Origin of the sequence: Sorangium sp. So ce726, from assembly GCF_051521405.1 — a bacterium.
GTDB lineage: Bacteria > Myxococcota_A > Polyangia > Polyangiales > Polyangiaceae > Sorangium.
Map to the genome: position 1 here is coordinate 4,567,442 of NZ_CP150349.1, position 21,233 is coordinate 4,588,674.

At 72.9% G+C, this 21,233-nt stretch carries 17 protein-coding genes; 14 read left to right on the forward strand and 3 right to left on the reverse strand.

Features of this window, described 5'->3' with window-relative positions; genetic code table 11:
* Window positions 1–8 precede the first annotated feature (8 nt).
* On the reverse strand, window positions 9–866 hold the full coding sequence (locus WME79_RS17010) for a metallophosphoesterase (protein ID WP_437536712.1): 858 nt from the start codon (window positions 864–866) through the stop codon (window positions 9–11).
* A 177-nt stretch (window positions 867–1,043) separates the two neighbouring features.
* On the opposite strand from WME79_RS17010, the gene WME79_RS17015 reads away from it, so the two are divergent.
* From WME79_RS17015 to WME79_RS17055, 9 genes are all read left to right on the forward strand, one after another.
* A complete protein-coding gene (locus WME79_RS17015; RefSeq protein WP_437536715.1) occupies window positions 1,044–2,792 on the forward strand; it encodes a phosphoenolpyruvate carboxykinase (GTP) in 1,749 nt (582 codons plus the stop codon).
* A 387-nt stretch (window positions 2,793–3,179) separates the two neighbouring features.
* Entirely contained in the window at window positions 3,180–3,737 is a 558-nt protein-coding gene (locus tag WME79_RS17020; RefSeq protein WP_012235639.1) for a GbsR/MarR family transcriptional regulator, read from the forward strand.
* A gap of 90 nt (window positions 3,738–3,827) precedes the next feature.
* Complete coding sequence (locus WME79_RS17025) at window positions 3,828–4,904, forward strand: polyprenyl synthetase family protein (RefSeq protein ID WP_437536718.1); 1,077 nt, start codon at window positions 3,828–3,830, stop codon at window positions 4,902–4,904.
* 80 nt (window positions 4,905–4,984) lie between these two features.
* Window positions 4,985–6,259: a hydroxymethylglutaryl-CoA reductase, degradative gene (locus WME79_RS17030; RefSeq protein ID WP_437536721.1), complete on the forward strand. Its 1,275-nt coding sequence runs from the start codon at window positions 4,985–4,987 to the stop codon at window positions 6,257–6,259.
* A complete protein-coding gene (ubiE, locus tag WME79_RS17035) occupies window positions 6,256–6,987 on the forward strand; it encodes a bifunctional demethylmenaquinone methyltransferase/2-methoxy-6-polyprenyl-1,4-benzoquinol methylase UbiE (RefSeq protein ID WP_437536724.1) in 732 nt (243 codons plus the stop codon). The genes WME79_RS17030 and ubiE overlap by 4 nt, the downstream gene beginning before the upstream one ends.
* A gap of 33 nt (window positions 6,988–7,020) precedes the next feature.
* Entirely contained in the window at window positions 7,021–8,865 is a 1,845-nt protein-coding gene (gene menD, locus WME79_RS17040) for a 2-succinyl-5-enolpyruvyl-6-hydroxy-3-cyclohexene-1-carboxylic-acid synthase (RefSeq protein ID WP_437536726.1), read from the forward strand.
* Window positions 8,866–9,049: 184 nt separating this feature from the next.
* Window positions 9,050–9,985, forward strand: coding sequence for a 1,4-dihydroxy-2-naphthoate polyprenyltransferase (locus tag WME79_RS17045; protein WP_437536729.1), 936 nt, complete (start codon window positions 9,050–9,052; stop codon window positions 9,983–9,985).
* Window positions 9,986–9,990: 5 nt separating this feature from the next.
* A complete protein-coding gene (locus WME79_RS17050; protein ID WP_437536732.1) occupies window positions 9,991–11,064 on the forward strand; it encodes a mandelate racemase/muconate lactonizing enzyme family protein in 1,074 nt (357 codons plus the stop codon).
* Window positions 11,052–12,611: an AMP-binding protein gene (locus WME79_RS17055; RefSeq protein WP_437536734.1), complete on the forward strand. Its 1,560-nt coding sequence runs from the start codon at window positions 11,052–11,054 to the stop codon at window positions 12,609–12,611. Before WME79_RS17050 ends, WME79_RS17055 begins: the two co-directional genes overlap by 13 nt.
* 26 nt (window positions 12,612–12,637) lie before the next feature.
* On the opposite strand, the gene WME79_RS17060 is transcribed toward WME79_RS17055, so the two are convergent.
* Window positions 12,638–13,075 carry an acyl-CoA thioesterase gene (locus WME79_RS17060; RefSeq protein WP_437536736.1) on the reverse strand — a complete coding sequence of 146 codons (438 nt, stop codon included), beginning with the start codon at window positions 13,073–13,075 and terminating at the stop codon, window positions 12,638–12,640.
* 372 nt (window positions 13,076–13,447) lie between these two features.
* Between WME79_RS17060 and WME79_RS17065 the strand changes: the two genes are divergently transcribed.
* On the forward strand, window positions 13,448–14,314 hold the full coding sequence (locus tag WME79_RS17065; RefSeq protein WP_437536739.1) for a hypothetical protein: 867 nt from the start codon (window positions 13,448–13,450) through the stop codon (window positions 14,312–14,314).
* Window positions 14,315–14,543: 229 nt separating this feature from the next.
* A complete protein-coding gene (locus tag WME79_RS17070; protein ID WP_437536742.1) occupies window positions 14,544–15,362 on the forward strand; it encodes a lysophospholipid acyltransferase family protein in 819 nt (272 codons plus the stop codon).
* Window positions 15,363–15,387: 25 nt separating this feature from the next.
* Here the strand turns inward: WME79_RS17070 and WME79_RS17075 are convergent, their stop codons facing one another.
* Window positions 15,388–16,575 (reverse strand): lipin/Ned1/Smp2 family protein, encoded by a 1,188-nt coding sequence (locus WME79_RS17075; RefSeq protein ID WP_437536744.1) that lies wholly within the window; start codon window positions 16,573–16,575, stop codon window positions 15,388–15,390.
* A 150-nt stretch (window positions 16,576–16,725) separates the two neighbouring features.
* Here WME79_RS17075 and WME79_RS17080 point away from each other — a divergent pair, with 150 nt between their 5' ends.
* The 3 genes from WME79_RS17080 (at window position 16,726) to WME79_RS17090 (ending at window position 21,212) form a co-directional block, all read left to right on the forward strand.
* The gene (locus WME79_RS17080; RefSeq protein WP_437536747.1) at window positions 16,726–17,382 is read left to right on the forward strand and encodes a hypothetical protein; all 657 of its coding nucleotides are present in this window, start codon (window positions 16,726–16,728) and stop codon (window positions 17,380–17,382) included.
* A gap of 44 nt (window positions 17,383–17,426) precedes the next feature.
* Window positions 17,427–19,631 carry a protein kinase domain-containing protein gene (locus tag WME79_RS17085; RefSeq protein ID WP_437536750.1) on the forward strand — a complete coding sequence of 735 codons (2,205 nt, stop codon included), beginning with the start codon at window positions 17,427–17,429 and terminating at the stop codon, window positions 19,629–19,631.
* A 90-nt stretch (window positions 19,632–19,721) separates the two neighbouring features.
* Entirely contained in the window at window positions 19,722–21,212 is a 1,491-nt protein-coding gene (locus tag WME79_RS17090) for a tetratricopeptide repeat protein (RefSeq protein WP_437536753.1), read from the forward strand.
* The last annotated feature ends 21 nt before the right edge of the window (window positions 21,213–21,233 follow it).

Sequence of the window (21,233 nt, forward strand, 5' to 3'; positions counted from 1 at the left end):
CGGGACGCTCAGGGCTCGCTGTGGACGCGCGGCGCGTCGGGGTACAGCGACCGGAGCCCGCGCCAGGCGACGTCGGCCGCGCTCTCCGCGGGCTCGGCGAGATCCCACTCCAGGTAGAGCTTGTCGCCGTCGTAGCAACCGAAGCTCGTCGACAGGCAGAGCAGCGGCTCGCGCTCAGTGGCATACCCCTCGCGCGCGACGTCGTGCCCGTAGATCGCCACGCGAGCGTCCGGGTCGATCGCGCGGACGAAGGCATAGGCGCGGTCGCTCGATGTGCTCCGCGCCCAGAGCAGCGCGCCGAGCGTCCCGTGCAGGCTCATCTCCGAGAGCGGTACATCGAGGAACCCGTCCAGCGGGAGCCGATCGAGATCCTGGCGGCTCTGAATGCGGGCGTGCGGCGCCGCGTGGAGCATGACCAGCCGGGCCGCGCGCGCGGCCGCCACGAACGGCCAACCGCGGAACCAGCTTCGCATCGCCAGCGTGTCCTCCGGGCCGAGGAGATCTTCGAGCCGCAGCGCCTCGTCCGGGAAGAATTTCGCCACCACCGGACCCCCCACGTGCGCGTGCTCGTGGTTTCCGAGCAGGTAGTGAACCCTGCCGGGGTGGCGTTCCGCGAGACTCCTCGCCTTTTTCAACAAGGTCACGGAATCGCCTCGGTAGAACGAGCCCAGGTAGTCGGGCCATTCACCCTCGTCGAGCTCGGGCCCGTGGACCAGGTCGCCCGTGATCACGAGGACCGCGCCGTCACGGCCGGTCGCCGCCTGCTCGAAGATCTCGGCGATTCGCTCGAAATCCGCGACATTGCCCTGTAAGTCGGTGGCGACGATCAGTCTGCCCCGATCAGGGAGGTCGACGACACGCTGCACGTCTCCAGCATAGCCGAACGTCCCTGCGTTCGCCTCGCGTGAACTGAGCGCATCCGACGCGTGAACGCCGGCCGGCTGCCACGCCACGCGCTCTGCCAGATCGTCCAGATTTGACGAAATACTACAATAGTACTGTCACTTGGCGGAGGTTCTCGCTCAGGCTAGGCTCGCAGTCGTATGCAAAACCGGAAACTTTCAGCGTGGGTGGACGAGGTCGCCCATCAGACGCGGCCTGATCGGGTCGTCTTCTGTGACGGCTCCGAGGCGGAGAACCGAACGCTGATCCAGGGGATGCTGAGCGACGGTACGCTCCTCGCGCTTGACGGGGAGAGATACCCCAACTGCTATCTTCACCGGAGCGACCCGACCGACGTCGCCCGGACTGAGCACCTCACATTCATCTGCACTCGCGATAAGGAAGACGCGGGCCCGACGAACAACTGGATGTCGCCGGACGAGGCCTCGCAGCGGGTCGGACGGCTGTTTGACGGGGCGATGAAGGGGCGGACGATGTTCGTCGTCCCGTACCTGATGGGCCCAGTGGGATCGCCCTCGGCGAAGGTCGGAATCGAAATCACCGACAGCCCCTATGTCGTGGCGAACATGCGGATCATGACCCGTATGGGCCGGGTCGCGCTCGATGCGCTGGGCAGCTCCGATGATTTCTGCAGGGGGCTGCACTCGCTCGGGGACCTGAGCCCCGAGCGCCGCTTCGTCTGCCATTTTCCGGCGGACCGGCTCATCTGGAGCGTCGGCTCCGGGTATGGGGGCAATGCGCTGCTCGGGAAGAAGTGTTTCGCGCTGCGCATCGCGAGCACGATGGCGCGCGACGAAGGGTGGTTCGCGGAGCACATGCTCATCCTCGGCCTGGAGGACCCGGGAGGGCGGGTGACGTACATCTGCGCGGCGTTCCCGAGCGCCTGCGGGAAGACGAACCTCGCGATGCTGGTGCCGCCGGCGTCCCAGAAGGGGTGGAAGGTGTGGACCGTCGGAGACGACATCGCCTGGCTGCGGATCGGCCGGGATGGCCGGCTCTGGGCGATCAACCCCGAGGCTGGCTTCTTCGGCGTGGCGCCGGGGACGAGCTCGAAGACGAACCCGAACGCCCTGGCGACGCTGGCCACGAACTCGATCTTCACCAACGTGGCGCTCACGCCGGAGGGGACGCCGTGGTGGGAAGGCTTCGACGGTCCGGTGCCGCCGGTGCTCACCGACTGGAGGGGGCGCCGGTGGACGCCCGACAGCAAGGAGCCCGCGGCGCATCCCAACAGCCGGTTCACCGCGCCGGCCCGCCAGTGCCCGTCCATCTCGACGGAGTTCGACGCCGCAGCGGGCGTGCCCATCTCGGCCATCGTCTTCGGCGGCCGGCGCGCGCGGCTCGCGCCGCTCGTCTGCGAGGCGCGCGGCTGGGCCCACGGCGTCTATCTGGGCGCGACGATGGCCTCGGAGACGACCGCGGCGGCCACCGGGAAGGTCGGGGTCGTCCGCCGTGACCCGATGGCGATGCGCCCCTTCTGCGGATACAACATGGGCGATTACTTCCGGCACTGGATCGAGCTCGGCGAGAACCGCGCGGCGTTCCCGAAGATCTTTCACGTGAACTGGTTCCGGCAGAGCGAGGCGGGCGCGCTCCTCTGGCCAGGCTTCGGCGAGAACCTCCGCGTCCTCCGCTGGATCGTCGCGCGCGTGCGCGGGGAGGCGAAGGGACACGACACGGCGGTCGGGATCATGCCCACGGACGGCGAGCTCGACACGAGCGGCCTCGGCGTGAACGACGAGGCGATGCGCGAGCTCTTCGCCATCGATCGCGACGCATGGCTGGAGGAGGCGCGCGATCGCGAGGCGTTCCTCGAGTCGTTCGGCTCGCGCATGCCCGAGGCGCTGCTCCGCCAAAACCGGGATCTCATGGCCCGGATGCGGGCGTGAGCTAGCGCCGTCGAGGGCGGTTCCCACCCGATTCACGCCACGCACCGCCGCGAGGCCCGAACGGCCCCGCGCCGAAGGCCCGCGGCCGCGACGCGCGAGCCCTGCACAGGAGAACCCCGGCGCTCGACGCCAGGCCGCGCGCTCGCGCGCGGCCCAGAAAAGACCCGCGCGCTCGCGCGCGGCCCAGAAAAGACCCGCGCGCTCGCGCGCGGCCCAGAAAAGACCCGCGCGCTCGCGCGCGGCCCAGGAAGTGACCTGTGCGCCCGCGCGCTGGCCCAGCAAGCGACCCGCTTCCGCGCTGCGTGGCGATGGCGATAACGGGCGGGAATGTCTTGACGCCGGTACAAGTTGGCCCACACAGTTCTTTCAAAGAATTTTGAAACTTTCATGAGCCATGCAAGCGACATCCATCGCCAGGCGGAGCTGCTCGCGGCGGACGCGATCGGCGACGTCATCGAGCACTGGGGCTTCCGCCGGGTGCTCGGGCGGATCTGGACCGTCCTGTTCATCGAGGGCGGAGCCCTCTCCGCCGCCGAGATCGGCGAACGGCTGCAGGTTTCCTCCGGCGCAATGAGTATGTCGCTGACAGAATTGCAAAGGTGGGGTGTAGTACGAAGAGTATGGAAACCGGGCGAGCGGAAGGAGTTCTTCGAGGCCGAGACGGACTTCTGGAAGATGATTTCCAAAGTGTTCGCCGAACGCGAGCGGCTGATCGCCGACTCCGTGAGGGAGCGCCTCGAGCGGGCTTCGGCGCTGCTGGAGGGCTTGCCTCCTACCGACGCCGCCCGGTTCAGCCTCGATCGGGTGGAGCGGCTCCTCTCGTTCGTGATCGTCGCGCAGGCGGCGCTCGACGGGTTCATCAAGAGCAGGACCGTGGACTTCTCGCGGTTCGGGGATCTGGTCCGGTTCCCCATCCGCGCCGTGCGTTCCCGGCGAGGCGCCTAGCGGGACCGTGATTTCGGAGAGCTCGACCGTCACGTGGGCCCCGCGCGGTGCGGGGCGCAGCGTGCGCTCGTGCTTCCAGGTGGAGATGGGATGACTGCGACTACAACGTTTACTGGGACGGTCCAGCGGAGCGATGTCGTCTCGAGCCTCGGAGGCATGTGCGCTGGGCGAGGGCTCGACGCGCTCGCCGCGCGCCTCGCGGAGCTGAGGCGCCTGCTCGACGGGGACCTCGGCGACATCGAGGGCGAGATCGCGAAGGTCGGGCTGGACGGTGAGACGCCGGCGCACCAGAGCGCACGGCATTTGCTCGGCCTGAACGGCAAGCGGCTGCGGCCCATCTGCGTCGCGCTGGCCTCCCACATCGGGAGCGGCTTCAACGACGCCGCGCGGACGTTCGCGGTCGCGGTCGAGCTCGTCCACAACGCGACCCTGCTGCACGACGACGTCGTCGACCTCGGCGACCGCCGGCGTGGCGCGGACGCGGCGCGGGTCATCTACGGCAACGCCGCCTCGATCTTCGGCGGCGACTACCTCCTGCTCGACGCGCTCTCCAAGATCCAGGCGGTCGGCATGACCGACGTGCTCGAGCGGGTGCTCCTCGTGATCAAGGAGATGGTCGTGGCCGAGGCGCTCCAGCTCGCGTCGCGGGGCCGCGTGCGCACGAGCACGAGCGAGTACTTCCAGATCGTCGACGGCAAGACGGCGTCGCTGTTCCGCTGGGCGATGTTCGCCGGGGCGCGCGCGGGCGGCGTGAGCGAGCCGCTCTGCAAGGCGCTCGAGAGCTTCGGGACGAGCCTCGGGGTCGCGTTCCAGCTCGTCGACGATGTCCTCGACTTCGCGGGCGACCCGGAGGCGACCGGCAAGGCGCTGCTCACGGACCTGCGCGAAGGCAAGATGACGTACCCGCTGCTCCTCGCGATGGAGCGCGACCGCGAGCTCACGCCCGCCCTTGAGGCGCACTGCGCGTCGGAGGACACGGCCGTCGAGCCGGAGCTCGGCCGGCGCATCGCGCAGATCATGGTCGAGAAGCGCATCGTGGACGACTGTCTGGAGCTCGCGTCCAGCCTCTGCGGGGACGCGGTGCGGAGCATCGAGCCGCTCCCGGAGAGCCCGGCGAAGGCGGCGCTGGAGGGGGTCGCGATGTCGACGCCCCGGCGGAAGCGGTGAGCGGCGATGACGAACCCCTTGATGCAGTGCGCTGAGCGCGCGCCCCTCTCGCGAGCGCGCGCGGCGCGCGGAGACACCCGATGAGCCAACACGTGTCCAGCCGGATCAGCGGCTTCTACAAGCGGTGCCTCGAGGAGCGGCTCCGCGCGATCCAGGCGCTCGGTCTGCTCGACGAGGAGGCGCTCGCGCACCTCGCGAGCGGGGGAGGGCTGCCGACGGCGGTGGCCGATCGGATGTGCGAGAACGTCATCGCGACGCACGCGCTCCCGCTCGGCCTGGCGCTGAACTTCCGCGTGAACCAGCGCGACGTGCTGGTGCCGATGGCAGTGGAGGAGCCGAGCGTCATCGCCGCCGCGTCGAACGCGGCGCGCATGGTCCGGCGGTCGGGCGGCTTCTCCGGCGAGGCGGACCCGCCGATCATGACCGCCCAGGTCCAGCTCGACGACGTGCCGGACGCGGAGGCGGCCGCGGGCCGGCTGGAGGCGGCCCGCGCGAGCCTGCTCGCCGCCGGGGACGCGGCCATCCCCAGGATGGTGGCGCGCGGCGGCGGTTGCCGCGATCTCGAGGTGCGCGTCCTCTCGGCGGAGCTCGGCGTGCTCGTTGTGCACCTCTATGTCGAGGTCGGCGACGCCATGGGCGCGAACCTTGTCGACACCGTCGCAGAGGCGGTGGCGCCGCTCGTGCAGCGCATCGCCGGCGGGACGCTGGGCCTGCGGATCCTCTCCAACCTGACCGTCCGCCGCCTCGTCCGGGTGACAGCCACCGTGACGGACGACGCGCTCGGGGGCGCGGATGTGGCGAGCGGCATCGCGCGGGCGAGCCGCTTCGCGGAGCTCGATCCGTACCGGGCGACGACCCACAACAAGGGCTTCATGAACGGGCTCGACGCGGCCGCGGTCGCGCTCGGGCAGGACTTCCGTGCCATCGAGGCGGGCGCGCACGCGTACGCGTCGATCGGCGGCCGGTACCGGCCGCTCAGCACGTGGGAGCGCATCCCCGGCGGGCTCGTGGGGCGCGCGGAGCTGCCGCTCGCCGTCGGCACGGTGGGCGGCGCGACCGAGGTGCACGCGGGCGTGCGCGCCGCGCTGCAGCTCGTGGGCGCGAAGAGCGCGCGCGAGCTCGCGGTGGTGCTGGCGTCCGTCGGGCTGGCGTCCAACCTGGCGGCGCTGCGCGCGCTCGCGAGCGAGGGCATCCAGCGAGGCCATATGCGGCTCCACGAGCGGAAGCGCGCGCTCGGCGTCACGTCCACAGCGGGCGGGGAGGCCGCCGGGCCGGCGTCCGGCGAGGGCAAGCGGTTCGCCGCAGAGCGAGCCGAGGCGCCGCGCGCGGTGCACCAGGCGGGAGGCGGGACATGAGCGAGGCGAGCCAGGATCAGGCGCCGCGCGGCGGGCGCCGCTTCGGCACGGGCGAGATGTTCGACGGCATCGCGGAGCGGTACGACCTCCTGAACCGGGTCATCTCGCTGGGGCTCGATCAGGGCTGGCGGCGGCGCGCGGTGCGCTCGCTCGAGCTCTCGCCCGGCGCGACGGTGCTCGACCTTGCGACCGGCACCGGCGATCTTGCGATCGCGATCGCGCGGGCGCACGACGTGAGGGTCATCGGGGTCGATCCGTCGCAGGGGATGCTCGGCGTCGGCCGCCGGAAGGTGGAGGCCGCGGGGCTCTCTGGGCGGATCGAGCTCGAGGTCGGCGACGCGCAGCAGCTTCGGCTCGGCGACGCGAGCGTCGCCGCCATCTCGATGGCGTTCGGGATCCGCAACGTCCCGGATCGCGCGCAGGCGCTCCGCGAGATGGCGCGCGTCACGCGGCCCGGGGGGCGCATCGCGATCCTGGAGCTCAGCGAGCCGCGCGGCGGGCTCATGGGCAAGCTCGCGCGCTTCCACATCCACACGGTCGTCCCGTACGTGGGCGGCGCGATCTCGGGCAAGGACGAGTACAGGTATCTGCAGGACTCGATCGCGAGGTTCCCACCGCCGGACGAGTTCGCGGAGCTGATGCGCGGCGCGGGGCTGCGCGTGCTCCGCGTGGAGCCGCTCACGATGGGCGTCGTGTGCCTCTTCGTCGCGACGCCCGAGGGGGCCTGAGGTGCGCGCGAGAGAGGGCCTCGGGGGGCGGTGATGGGCGGGTCGAACCTCCACTCTGCCTGGGCGCAGCTGTTCGTCCGCGCGCTCGCGCAGGCCGGGGTGCGCGACCTGGTCCTCTGCCCCGGCTCGCGCTCCACGCCGCTCGCGATCGCGGCGATGGAGAGCGAGGAGGTGCGCTGCCAGAGCGTCGTCGACGAGCGCGCCGCCGCGTTCTTCGCGCTCGGGCAGGCGCGCGTCACCGGCCGGCCCAGCGTCTTCGTCTGCACCTCGGGCACCGCCGGGGCGCACGCGCTCCCGGCGATCATCGAGGCGCACCAGAGCTTCACCCCGTTCATCGCGATCACGGCCGACCGCCCGTGGGAGCTCGCCGACGCCGCGGCCACGCAGACCATCGATCAGACCAAGCTCTTCGGCGACCACGTCCGGCACTTCGCCGAGCTCGGGCTGCCGGATCCGTCGCCCCTCGCGATGCGCGCGGTGGCGCGCATCGCCGCCCAGGCGGTCACGCGCGCGCTCTCGCCGACGCCAGGCCCGGTCCACATCAACGCGCGCTTCCGCAAGCCGCTCGAGCCGGTCGACACGACCGGGCCCGAGCCATGGCAGGCAGAGTGGGAGGCGCTGATGCGCCGCGCTGGCACGCGGGTCGTGTCGGCCCGCGCCGGGGTCGATGGACGCGCGATCGAGGAGCTCGCCGCGCGCTGCGCGCGCGCGGAGCGGGGGCTCATCGTGTGCGGCCCCGCCCACAGCCGAGAGGACGACACGCGCGCGCGCCGGGCGGTGCTCGCGCTCTCGCGCGCGACAGGCTTCCCGGTGCTCGCCGAGGGCACGAGCCAGATTTGCTTCGGCGGGCTCACCGAGGGCGTCGTGATGCCGGCGTCGTTCGATTCGTTCCTTCGCGCGCCCGAGTTCCGCGCGGCGAACGCGCCCGACCTCATCCTCGAGCTCGGCGCCCCGCCGACATCGGCAGGGTACGCGACCTACATCGCCGAGCACGCGAGCGCCCGCCGCGTCGTCGTCTCCCCGCACGGCTGGAACGATCCGACGAGCGCCGCGGCTGCCCTCGTCATGGGTGAGCCCGTGGAGGTGTGCGAGGCGCTCGCGGCGCGCCTCGCCGGGGCGGCGCTGAGCCTGGGGCGCGGGCGGCGGGACTGGGCCGCGACGTTCGCGCGCGCCGGCGAGATCGCGGCGACGCACGCCGCGCGCGCTTGCGCCGGGGACGAGCTGACGGAGGGCGCCATCGCCCGGATGGTGGCCAGCGCGTGCCCGGCGGGCTCGCTGCTCGCGATCGGCAACAGCATGCCGGTGCGCGACCTCGACACGTACTGCCCGCCGTCGGCGCGCGCGCTGCGCGTGCTGCACCAGCGCGGGGCGAGCGGGATCGACGGCCTCGTGTCGGCGGCGGCCGGCGCGCGCGTGGCCGCCGCCGCGCCGGTCACGTTGCTGCTCGGCGATCTCAGCCTGCTGCACGATCTGACCGGGCTGCTCCTCGCCGCGAAGGCAGCGGGCGACGGCCGAGCGCCGCTCGTCATCGTGGTGGTCCAGAACGACGGCGGCCGCATCTTCGAGCACCTCCCCATCGCAAGGCGCGGCGCCGAGCTGCTCGAGCGGTGCTTCACCATGCCGCAACACCTCGATTTCGCGCCCGCAGCGGCGATGTTCGGGCTCGCCTACGAGCGCGCCGGCACCGCCGGGGATCTCTCCCGCGCGCTCGCCGCCGCGTACCAGCGGCCGGGCGCGACGCTGATCGAGGCGGTGGTGCCGCCTCACGACGGCGCCGCCCGCGTGGCGCGGCTGTGGTCCGACGTCCGTCGCGACGTCGCGGCCCTGGTCAGCGCGCCGGCCGCGGAGGGGGCGGCGGCCGATCTGCAGTCTCCATGAGCGGCGCGCGCCGAGAACCCCGAGCTTGCCGAGAGGGATCCACGATCATGAGCCAGGTCAACGCGAACACGAGTCCCGCACCCGACGACGTCGCGCGCGGCGCGTCCGGCGAGGACGCCGCGCAGCGCGGGAGCGCTCGCGCCGCCGCGGGAGCGAGCGGGCCCCGCGAGCCGGGGAGGGGATCGTGAGCGCCGCGGCGGCCCCGCAGGCGGCGGGCGCAGCGGCCGCGGGTGGCGTGCGCCCCGGCTCGCTCCGGGCGTGGCTCCTCGCGTGCAGGCCGGCGACGCTCACCGCGGCGCTCGCGCCGGTGATGGTCGGGACGGCCGTCGCCTACGCGCTCGGCGGGATGCGGCTCGGCCCGGCGCTCTCGGCGCTCGCGGGCGCGATGCTCATTCAGATCGCGACGAACTTCGCGAACGACGTCTTCGATCACGAGAAGGGGGCCGACACGCACGAGCGGCTCGGCCCCACGCGCGCCGTGCAGGCGGGGCTGCTCACCCCGCGCCAGGTGCGCGCCGGGCTGCTCGTCACGATCGCGCTCACGCTGCCGTTCGGGGTGCACCTCGCGCTCGTGGGCGGGTGGCCGATCGTGGTGATCGGCGTCGTCTCGATCCTCGCTGGCGTCGCGTACACCGGCGGGCCGTACCCGCTCGGCTATCACGGCCTCGGCGACCTGTTCGTGTTCGTGTTCTTCGGCCTCGTCGCCGTCTGCGGTACGGCGTTCGTCCAGCTCGGTTCGGTCCCGCCGCTCGCGTGGGCGGCGGCCGTGCCGATCGGCGCCATCGCCACCGCCGTGCTCGTCGTCAACAACGTCCGCGATCGCGAGACGGACGTCGTCGCCGGCAAGCGCACGCTCGCCGTCCGGCTCGGGCGCCGCGCGGGCGTCATCGAATACGCGATGCTCTTCGCCGTCGCCTACGCGGTGCCCGTCGCGCTCGCCGTCGGCGAGGGCCGGCGGTGGACGCTCCTCGTGTTCGCGACGTTCCCTCGCGCGGTGCGCCTGCTCCGGGTGCTGGCGACGACCGACGGCCGGCCGCTCAACGACTGCCTCGCCGGGACGGCGAAGCTGCTGCTCGCGTACGCGCTGCTCTTCTCGCTCGGCCTCGCCGCCCACCTGTAGGGATCATGCGCGTCGTCGATGCCCGCCTCGCGTCCCGGGTCCTTGATGGCGCGCGCCGGGGCCTCGTGCTGACGCTCGCCGACGACGAGGGGCGCGTCGGCCTGGGTGAGGCCACGCCGCTCCCCGGCTTCTCGCTCGATACGGCCGACGAGGACCAGCGCGCGCTCGCCGAGCTGCCGGGGGCGCTCGGCACGATCGACCTGCCGGCCGAGGGCGCCACGCCGGCGGCGACGGCGTCTGCGATGCTGCGTGCGCTCGCGCCGCTGTCATCGCGGCTTCGCGATCTCCCGGCGGCGCGCTTCGCCCTGGAGACGGCGCTGCTCGATCTGCTGGGCCAGCGCCTCGGCCTCTCGTTGTCGGCGTGCCTCGGCGGACACGGGCGTTACACCGAGGTCCAGGTCAACGGGCTGCTCACGACCTCGGTGGCGCTGCCGGAGATGCTCGCGCGCGCTCGCGCGCTCGCCGCGCGCGGCGTCCGCGCGATCAAGGTGAAGCTCCGCTCGCGCGGAGAGGACGGCTTCGCGCGCGACCTCGAGGCGCTGCGCGCGCTCCGGCGGGAGCACCCGGGCGTCGAGCTCCGGCTCGACGCGAACGCGGCGTGGTCGCTCGACGAGGCGCCCCGTCGGCTCGCGCTCCTCGCGCCGCTCGGCCCGCGCTTCGTCGAACAGCCGGTCGCGCCCGAGCTCCTCCATCACCTCGGCGCGCGCGATGTCCCGTGGGCGGCCGACGAGTCGCTCGCGGTCGAGGGCATGCCGGAGCGCTTGCTCGATGCGGAAGGCTGCGCTGCGTTCATCCTGAAGCCCGCGATGCTCGGCCTGCTGCGCGCGCACGCGCTCGGCTGCAGGGCGCAGGCGCGCGGGATCGACGCCGTGGTGACGCACCTCTTCGACGGGCCCATCGCGCTCGCCGTCGCGTGTGAGCTCGCGCTCGCCTTGCCGCGCGCGCCGCTCGCGTGCGGCCTCGACGCGCACGCCGGCCTGGAGGCGTGGCCCGCTATCCGGATCCCGCAGCTCCGCGAGGGCGGTCTGGTCGCGGCCAGCGATCAGCCCGGCCTCGGCATCCGGTCATGGACGGACTGAGCCTCCTCGATGCTGCGCGCGATCCCGCGATCGCCGCCCGGACAGCGATCGTCCTCGGCGGCGCCGAGGACGACGCGCAGCGCGCGATCGACATCCCCGCGCTCCGCCTCGGCCCCGGCGGCGCCCTCCGCTTCGGCGAGCTGGCGCCCGCGGTCGCGGCCGTGTGCGCCCGGCTCGCCCGCGCGGGGGTAGGACAGGGAGCCCGCGTGGCGCTCGTCGCCCCGAACGCGCTGGGGACCGTGCTCGTCATCCACGCGCTGCTCGCGCTCGGCGCCGTGCTCGTCCCGATCCATCCCCGGCTCACGGCCGGCGAGGCGAGCCTCCTGATCGACGACGCGCGCCCCGACCTCGTGCTGCGCGAGCCTGCGCTCGCCGCCCTGCTCGACGACGCCGCGCAGGAGATCGGCGCGCTCCACGAGCGCGGGGCGCGCGCCGCCGAGGCCGCACGCGTCCCGCCTCCAGATCGTTCCGGCGATCTGGCGATCGTCTACACCTCGGGCACCACGGGGCGTCCCAAGGGCGCCGTGCTCTCGCGCCGCGCGTTCCTCGCCGCCGCCGAGGGGAGCGCGGCCAACCTCGGCGTGCGCGACGACGATCGCTGGCTGCTCTGCCTTCCGCTCTGCCACGTCGGTGGCCTCTCGATCGTGACCCGCTGCTTGCTCGCGCGGCGCGCCATCATCCTCGCGCCGCGCTTCGAGCCCGCCTCGGTGCTCGCCTCGATCGTCCGCGACCGCGCGACGTTGCTCTCCGTGGTGCCGACGATGCTGCTCGCGCTGCTGGAGGCCGATCGCGACAACGTCCTCGCCCGGCTCCGCGCGGTGCTCGTCGGCGGCGCGGGCGCTCCGGAGCGGGCGCTCGACGAGTGCGCGCGCCGCGGGGTCCCCGCGCTCACCACGTACGGCCTCACCGAGGCGTGCTCGCAGGTGACCGTGCAGCGCCCGCGCGATGCGCGCGCGAGAGAGCCGGGCTCCGGCTCGCCGATCGCCGGCGTCGAGCTTCGCATCGAGGGCGCCGGCAGCGACGGCGTGGGCCGCATCGAGATCCGCGGCCCGGTGCTGTTCCGCGGCTACTACCGCGGCCCCGACCGTACGCCGGAGCTCTCGGTCGACGGCGCCGGGTGGTTCGGCACCGGCGATCTCGGCGCGCTCGACGCCGCCGGTCGGCTGCACGTCGCGGCGCGCCGCAGCGACCTCATCGTGACCGGCGGCGAGAACGTCTACCCCGCCGAGGTGGAGCAGGTCCTCGCGTCCTGCACGGGCGTCGCGGGCGCGGTGGTATTCGGCGTTCCAGATGGGCGCTGGGGCCAGGTCGTCGCGGCGGCGATCGTCCCCGACCAGGCCGCGCCCGGCGCGACGGGCGGCGCCGCGCCCTCACCCGCATTGCTCGACGACCTCGCGGCCGTCGTCGCGGCGCGGCTCGCCCCGCACAAGCGCCCGCGACGCCTGTGCGCCGTCGCGGCGCTGCCGCTCACCGCGGCCGGCAAGCTCGATCGCGCCGGCGCCGCGGCGCAGCTCGCGGCTGCGCTCGCCCCGTTCCCACCGCGCTAGCGCCCGGCGGCCTTCGCTCGGCGCGGTTATGCGAGCGCGCTGCGCAGATCGTCCGGGAGCGGGCACGGCGTGAAGCGCGCGCCGTCGATGCACACGTGCACGGTCTGTCCGATGGCGGCGACCCGACCCGCCGTCGTCACGCGGTAGCCCACCGTGAACGATGTGTCGCCGAGCTTCGGCGCGAGCACCTCGACCTCGATGGTGTCGCCGAACCGGAGCGGCAGGAGGTAGTCGGCCTCGGCGTGGACGAGCGGCAGCTTGATGGCGCCGCCCGCGATCATGGCGGGAAGGTCGATGCCGCGCTCCTTCAACGCGATCATGTAAGCGTCGCTGAAATACTCGAGGACCCGCGGATAGAAGACGATCCCGGCCGCGTCGACGTCCTGGAAGCGCACGGCGCGGCGCTCCACGGCGAGGCGCGGCGCGGTCTGCTTGAGCTCATCGACGCTGAACGCGCGCTTCATCGCGCCGCAGGTTAGCGCAGAGGCGCCGAGCACGTCGCGAGGAGCGCGGTGCTCCGCCGCACCGCGGCGCCCTCCTTCTCCGGCTCTGACGCGGGCGGTCACGTCGGACGGGCGACGCTTCGTCGGGTCGTTCTCCTGTCCCTTTCTGCTCGCCGTCGTCCGTTTCGCAGGCCATGCTCGCCCGCGATGGCTGACCGACGTCCCGGCGGTCTCGGGGCCGGGTCCCGCAGGCTGCGTCGCGCCACCGCGAAGGATCGCGAGCGCCGCGCGACGCGATGCCTCGGGGCCCGAGCGCCGCGCTCCCGCGGCGTGGTCGCGGCGCTCGCTTGCCTTCTGGCAGCGAGCTTCGCGGCCGCGTGTGAGTCGGCGCCGGTGTCGCCCCCGACGCCGATGCCCTCTCAGAGCCCGCCCGCCGCTGCGCTGCCGCGGCCTGCGTTCGCGGAGACCTCGACGCCGACCGGCGCGGCGCACGCGTCGAACCCGCTCGGCATCCCCCCGTACCCGATCAAGCTCGAGCCAGGCCGCCGCGTGTTCACCTTCTCGGACCGGATGCTCGCCGGGGCCAAGCTCGGGTCCACGCTCGTGCTGTACGCGGCGACCGTGGTCGGCTTCGACGGCGACGACCTCATCGTCGAGGGGAGGGGCGGACCGTCGTACAAGGTTCACCCTGGCTACGTCATCCCCGTGCCCGACGCGCCCCGCCTCCGGCCCCACGACCCGCTGCTCACGGAGTGGAACGGCGTCATGAAGCACGCCGTCCTGACCCGCTTCGTGAAGGACAAGATCGAGGTCCGCTACACCGACATGGATCCGCGGACCCCGCTCGCGCAGCTCAAGGGCGTTCGCTTCGTCGTGCAGACCGCGGGGCTCGCCCCCGGCAACTTCGCCGCATGGAAGGACGGCGACACGTGGCGCCACGTGCTGCTCGTGTCGCGGCTCGGCGGTCCCGCGGCCGAGCCAGGCGCCGTCCTGACGTCGCTGTCCAGCAGCTCCGCGCGGTGGTTTGCCCTCGGTTACGGCGGCGCCGCGCTGCTCGCCGATGAGTCGGCGCTCCGTCCGCTCCCCGTCAAGCCGCAGCTCAAGATCGGGGCGAGCGTCTGGGCCGAATGGGTCGGCGCGCTGCGCCCCGCCGTCGTGCAGAGCGCCGAAGAGACAGGCCTGTACACGGTCAAGTTCGAGCGCGCCGGGCGGCCGGCCACGGTCGGCTGGGGGCTGCTCACGCCGCCGCTCGATCCGTAACCGCACGCCGCCGCAAGCGTGTGTCGCTTGATCTGATCCGCCACCCTGGCCCGCGGAGCGGTCCCGGCCTCTGGCGAGCTTCCGAGGAGGGCGAGCGCCGGATCGCACATCTCGCCGCGCCGCGGAGCTGAGCGGCGATCCGGGGTCGAGTAACGCCGCTCGCACGCAGCGCTGGTGCGCAAGACACTACGCGTTTTCGCCCGACATGGGGAGTGGTAGGCGCTGTAGTATGGATCTCAAGAGCGCATGGCTGGCGACGCGCCAGTGGGTCCCTTTCACCCTCAGAACCATGGCGTACGGCACCGTGTCTCTGACGCTGGGCCCCCTCACGCCGCAGCGCTCGGCGAGCCTGTGGGCGATGCGCCGCTGGTGTCAGGCGAGCGCGCGAGGGCTCGCTATCGAGATTCAGGCGAGCGGACTCGAGAACGTCCCTCCCGGGGTGTTCGTCTACTGCTCGAACCACCAGAGCCTTCTTGACATCCTGGCCCTCGGCGCCGTTCTGCCGGGCGATTTCAAGTGGGCCGCCAAGCGCTCCCTCATGAAGATCCCATTCCTCGGCTGGCACCTCCGGCTCGCGGGCCATGTGCCGGTCGATCGCACGGTCGGCTCCCGCGCAGCGGTCGAGGCGATCTCGCGGTTCGAGGAGGTCCTCAAGAGCGGCAAGCCGCTGCTCGTCTTCCCCGAGGGGACGCGGAGCGAGGACGGCGTCCTCCGGCAGTTCAAGAACGGCGGCTTCTACGCAGCCGTCCGCGCTGGCGTGCCCGTGGTGCCGGTCGCCATCGACGGCACGCACCTCCTCATGAAGAAGGGCGCCATCGACGCTGGCGACGGCACCCTGCGGATCATCCGTGTCCGGGTCGGCGCGCCGATCGCCGTGCGCCCGGACGGCCGCGAGGGCGCGCGGGTCAACGAGCTGCGCGAGCGCGCCCACGCCGCGGTGAGCGAGCTCCTCCGCTCGATCGGCGGTCGCGTCGAAGCGCCGGCCGGCGCTGCGGCCACATCGGAGGCGCCCGCGAGCGGCGTCCGGACCGAGCAGGCGTCCGGCTGACGGGCCGACGCGCCGGCGAGGCAGATCAATCGCAGAGGCTGGGGAGCGCGTCGATCTCGGCGAACAGCTCGTCGTAGCCGTCGATGCGACGGCCCCCGTGCGCCTCATCGTCGAACCGATAGAACACGCGCCGCGCGAGCGGCATCACGCCGGCGTTGTCGTAGGCATCGGCGTCGGACGCCGTGTTGCCGAAGGCCCACGCAGGCAGCATCTCCCTTCCGTCGAACAGCCGCTCCAGCTCCGCTGCCTTGTACTCCACCGCGCTGTCGCCCGTCGCGCCGGTCAGGCTCAGCGTGGTGTGCACGATGCCCGGCGGGAAGCCGTATGCCTCGAGGAAATCGCGCGTGCGCTGGACGAGCCACTCCGGCCGCGCGGTCAGGTACATCGGGCGGTAGCCCTTCGACGTGAGCCGGTGGAACGCCGCCGCGGCGTGCGCATGCGCGTCGGGCAGCTCGCCGAGGAGGAGCGCGGTGAACTCCTCGGTCTCCGTGCCGGTGAGCGTCCCATCGACGTCGCTGACGAACATCGGCGTGCCCCGCGGGACGACCTCGATGAAGAGGTCGGTGCTCGAGAGGTCGCCGCGGACGACCAGGTGGACCCGGTGCCGGCCCGGACCGAGCCGCTGCGCCGCGGGGATCTCGAAGTAGACGCGGCCGCCGTCGTCGCTGACGCCCTCGACCGCGCGGTGCGCCGAGTCCGCTTCCGTCGTGGTCGCCGAGCCGAGGCGCTCCCACGCGCCGCCGCAGCCGCGGAGCAGATAGATGTCGACCCGCTCATCCTTCAGGTCCTTGTCCGTGATCCCGTAGGCGAACTTTCCGATGATCCACTGCGGGTCGTCCGGCGTCAGGTAGAGGTCGCGTCCGCGGTGGTTGGGACTCCCAGCGCCGGCGATGAGGTAGGAAGACGGGTGATTCCATGCGAGCTCCTCGCCCGGATCCGGCGGCGCCGCATCGCATGCCGGAGGTGGGTTGCAGAAGGCTCCCGGCGCCCCGCCGCTGGTCGAACCGCCGTCCTCGCCGCTCGGTGTGCCCCCGCCGCCCTCATTCTGGCCTCCGCCGCCCTCATTCTGGCCCCCGCCGCTGTTCTGGCCGTCGCCATCGCCGCCCCGGCCATCGCCATCGCTGCCCTGGTCACCGCCCCCGTCGCCGTTCGGCGTCCACTCGAGCGTCGCGTCGGCCGATCCGCAGCCGATCGCGAGCGCTGTTGTCGCCATGACAAGTAGGATCCTGGTCTGCATCGGGCCCGAGTGTGACCGAGTCGCCCCCGTTCGAACAGCGACCTCCGGTCGTCGATGGCCTCGCGTCGGACCGCGCTCGCCCCTTGCGCGCTGGCCTGACTCCGGGCAATCGTAGCGGCCCCAACGATGCCCAAACCCGACCCGAAGGCCTTGCTTCGCCACGCCGGTGACTATCTCAAGGCGCACCCCGAGGAGATCGCGAGGGCGCTGAGCGGCGCGCTCCGCCTGCGGTTCGGCGTCCCGATCGATGCGCTGCGCTATCTGGCGCGAGAGCTCAGCGGCGGCAAACGCGCGCCGAAGGACATCGTGATCGAGGCCGCGCCACCGGGCCTGCGCCTCGCCCTGACGGTGAAGATCATGGGCGCCCCGATCCGGGCCTCGTTCACGGCCTTCGCCGAGGAGCTCGACGTGCGCGCGGACGCGATCCAGGTCGGCCTGCGGATCGCTGACCTCAAGCTGCAGGTGATGGGCGACGAGGCCTCGCCGATCGCCGGGCTGATCGGGTCGGGGGCGATCGACCTGAACAAGCCGGGCGATCTCGTCTCCTTCATGCCCAAGCGGCCCGCCGCGCTGATCGACGCGAAGGGGGACAGGATTACCCTGGATCTCCTGAAAATCCCGGCCCTCGGCGGGAATCCGACGGTCGTGCGGGCGCTGCGCATCTGCGCGCCGGTGCTCGGTGTCCGTGCGCTCAAGACCAAGGATGACCACCTGGACGTGCACCTCAAGGCCACCCCCTCCGGGGTCGCCGCCGCGATCGCCGCGGTGCGCGCGGGCGTCTGAGGCTCTTTCCGGTGGGTGCCGTCGCCCGCTAGACTTCTCCGTGCATGTCTCGGCTCCCCGAGCCCGCGCCGGCTGCGCTCTCGCTCCAGTTCCTTGCCGAGATCGCATCCGGGGCCACCACCCGCGTTGATCTCTGCAGGTCGGCAGGTCCGCACCGGCCTGGGGAGCTGCTCGCCGTCAAGCGGCTGCACCCGCACTTCGCCGAGGATCAGAACGTCTCCACCCGGTTCCTCGACGAGGTGCGCACGACCGCGGCGCTCAAGCACCCGAACGTGGTCGAGGTCGCTGGCTGGGGGACGGACGAGCAGGGGTGGTACTTCGCCGTCGAGCTCGTGCAGGGCGTGAGCCTCGCGCGGCTCATGAAGACCGTCTTCGACACGGGCGAGATGTTCTCCGAGCGGCTCGTCGTCCACGTCGGCGCGACGCTCTGCCGCGGGCTCAGCGCGGCGCACGAGCTCCGCTCGCCAGGTGGCGCGCTGCTCAACCTCGTGCACCGCGATCTGACGCCGGGCAACGTGCTCGTCGGGTTCCAGGGCGAGGTGAAGATCGCCGATTTCGGGCTCGCCAAATCGTCGCTCCGCGTGATGACGACGGCCGTCGGAGCGCGCCGGCGCGTGACGACGTACATGGCGCCGGAGCAAGCCCGCGGGGGCGCCGCCGACAGGCGCTCCGACCTGTTCTCGCTCGGCGTCGTGCTGTTCGAGCTCTTCACCGGCAAGCACCCGTGGCCGTCGACGAGCGACTACGAGCTCCTGAGGAGCATGTCGACGCAGCCAGCGGCCGACCTGCGGGAGCTCCGGCCGAAGATCGACAAGGAGCTCGTGTCGATCGTGATGCGCTGTCTCGAGAGGGACCCGCCGTCGCGCTTCCAGAGCGCGGACGAGATCCTCGCTCGGCTGGAGGGCTGGCTGCACAGCCACGGGTACCACGAGGGGAACGAGGAGGCGCTCGGGCGCTTCGTGCGGCGCAACGCGATGAGGCAGATGCGCTGGTTCGAGCGCGCCGTCACCGGCGGCTTTGCCGGGGTCGCCAAGGCGCCGCGCCCCTCGCTCTCGACCGCGGAGGCGATCCCGCGCCGGCCCTCGGCCGATCCGCGGGGCAGGGGGGCGAGCGCCCCCGGTCGGCTCCGCGGCAACGCGGGGGCGCGCGCTCAGGACGACGACGCGACCGATATCGAGGCGCGCCGCGGGACGCTGTCCCCGCCGCCGACCGGCCTCACGCCGCGCGAGGCGGACGCCGCGGACGACGACCCGGGCCTGCGCGGCCCCATGGCCTCCGAGACGGCCGACGAGGCGACGGTCGTCGTCGGCAGCAACGGCAGGGTGCGCGCAGACCCCGGGTCCTCCAGCTCGGGCGGAGGACGGCGCCGCAGCAGCCTGCCCTCGTATGGATCCATCACCGATCGGGACAGCGAGCCGCTGCCCATGTCCGGGAATGAGCTGCGCGCGACGTCCGGGAACGAGGCGACGCCGTCGTTCTCTCCAGGGGCCGCGTTCTCCGTGGAGCACGACGCCGACACCCCGCTCACGGCGCAGGGAGTGCCGGGAGGCGCGAGGCCGCTGCACGCGGAGGTCGATCGCCTCACGACCGAGGCGCTCCGGCTCCGCGAGGAGGCGCGCTTCGCGGTCGCCCACGCCGAGCGCAAGCTGGCGCTGGCCAAGGTGGCTGCTCACCTGTCCGAGATGGCCGCCGAGGCGCTGCGCCTGTCCGCGAGCGCCACCCCGGAGCGCGCGTCGCACCGCCTCGACGAGGCGCTCGCGCTCGAGCGGGCGATGCACAAGGTCATGTCCTCGCCGCTCACGCTCGCGCCCGAGATGACCGCGCTGCCTGTCGCGTGGGGCAACGAGCAGCGGGCCATCCTCGCCCAGCTCGGCCTCGAGCACCTGGCGTCACCGGCCACGTCGAGGCCCTCGGACTTCGGCGCGCCCCCGCATCGGCTCACCCCGGCGCCCGGGGACGCGAGCGCGGCCCCGTATCGGCTCACCCCGACGCCCGGGGATGCGAGCGCGGCCCAGCCGTTCATGGCCGCCGACCCCGCGAGGAGCGACGCGGCAGGCGCGCCATCCGCCGCGCTCGCCGTCCGGGGCGACGCTGCGGGCGACGCGATCAGCCCGCCCACCGCTGCGGATGCTGTCGCGTTTCAGGCCAGCCTCCGGCCGATGCTCCTCGGCGTGCCGCGCGCGCTTGCGCTCGCCGTCGCGGCGGCGGCCTTCATGGCGTTCGTCTTGCTGGCCTGGTTCTATTCCTGAAGCGCCGCTGCGCCCGCGCGCACGAGCGCACCCCACGCGCCGAGACGTCGCTTGATCCCGGCGGGGCACGGCGGCTACCGTCCTTGGATCATGAGCGAGCAAAGCGACTGGGTGCTGATCGGCCTGGATGAGACCACGGCGCGCCGGCAGGGGATCCCCGCGCGCATGCCGGTGCCTCGGGGGGAGTTCGAGGGGCTGGCCGACAAGGGGCTCAGCATCGACGCCGCCCGCAAGTGGATCAAAGACTTCCTCACGAACTCCGAGCCCGGCAAGAGCGGCGTCTGGCGCAAGCAGAACAGCACGCTCGTCTCGCAATTCGAGGCGTTCCTCGACAAGGCTCCGGTCTGGGAGCGCGCGCAGAAGGCGTTCGGCGAGCGCGATTACGAGAAGGCGATCTCGGCGCTCAAGCGCATCATCACGATGGATCCCGATGATCACGCCGCGCGGCTGAACCTCGCCTCGGCGCAGGCGAACATGGGCGATCACCCGGCGGCGCTGAAGAGCTTCCAGGCCATTCGAAAGACGTTCCAGGGGGACGCCGACTACCACGTGGCGGTCGGGCAAGTGCACCTGGCGATGCAGAAGAAGGACGCCGCCCTCGACGAGATGGTGCTCGCGCTCGAGGCGAAGCCCGACTGCCAGCCGGCGCTGGATGCGATGGTCCAGCTCGGGGTCCTCATGCCGGTCTACGAGAACCCGCGCGACGCGGCCTCGCTCGTCTACGTCCGCTCCGACGCGGTGCTCGAGTACCTCGCGGGCCAGTGGGACGCGGCGCCGCGCGACGGCGCCTTCTATCTCGAGCAGCTCGCCTACCACGAGCGCGAGCTCCGCCACGACGTCGCGCTGGCTGCAGCGGAGCGCGCCGTCGCCGCCGCGGGCGAAGGGGCGAGCCGCGAGCGCGCGCACCTCGCGCGGATCGCAGCGCTCCGATCGCTCGGGCGTACCGACGAGGCGCTCGCTGCGGCCGAGGCCTTCGTCGCGACGGCGCCGTCCTCGTCGGGCGCCTGGGTCGAGCTCGCCAAGTCCCTGTCCCAGGCGGGCCGCGGAGCGGAGGTGCCCGCCGCGGTCGAGCGCGCGCTGGAGAGCGACCCAGGCGACCTCGCGGCGCTCTCGCTCCGGTTCTGGCCGAGCGATCCCGCGGACATCCAGAAGGTCAACGAGGCGATCCCCGCGCTCGCCGCCTTTGTCGCGGCTCACCCCGAGAGCGCCGGCGCGCGCCGCTCGCTCGCCCGCGCCGAGCTGGTCGCAGGTCGGATCGACGACGCGCTCGCGGGCTTCGCGGCGGCCGTCGCGCTCGCGCCCGGGGACGACGATCTCCGGGCCGAGTACTGGACCGAACTCGGGAAGCAGCAGCGGTACCCGGACATCATCGCCGATGCCGCGAAGCTCTCGGATCTCTCGAAGCGCGACTGGAAGCTGCGATGGAACGAGGCCGAGGCGTACGCCGCGCTCGGCAAGAACATCGAGGCGCGGGCGGCGTTCTCGGCCATCAACTTCGACGAGTCGCTGCACGTCGACGTGCGCCGGAGGGCCAAGCGCGCCGTCAAGACGATGGATGAGACGCCGCCCGTCGTGCCGTGAGGCCGAGCCGCGGGCGGCCCG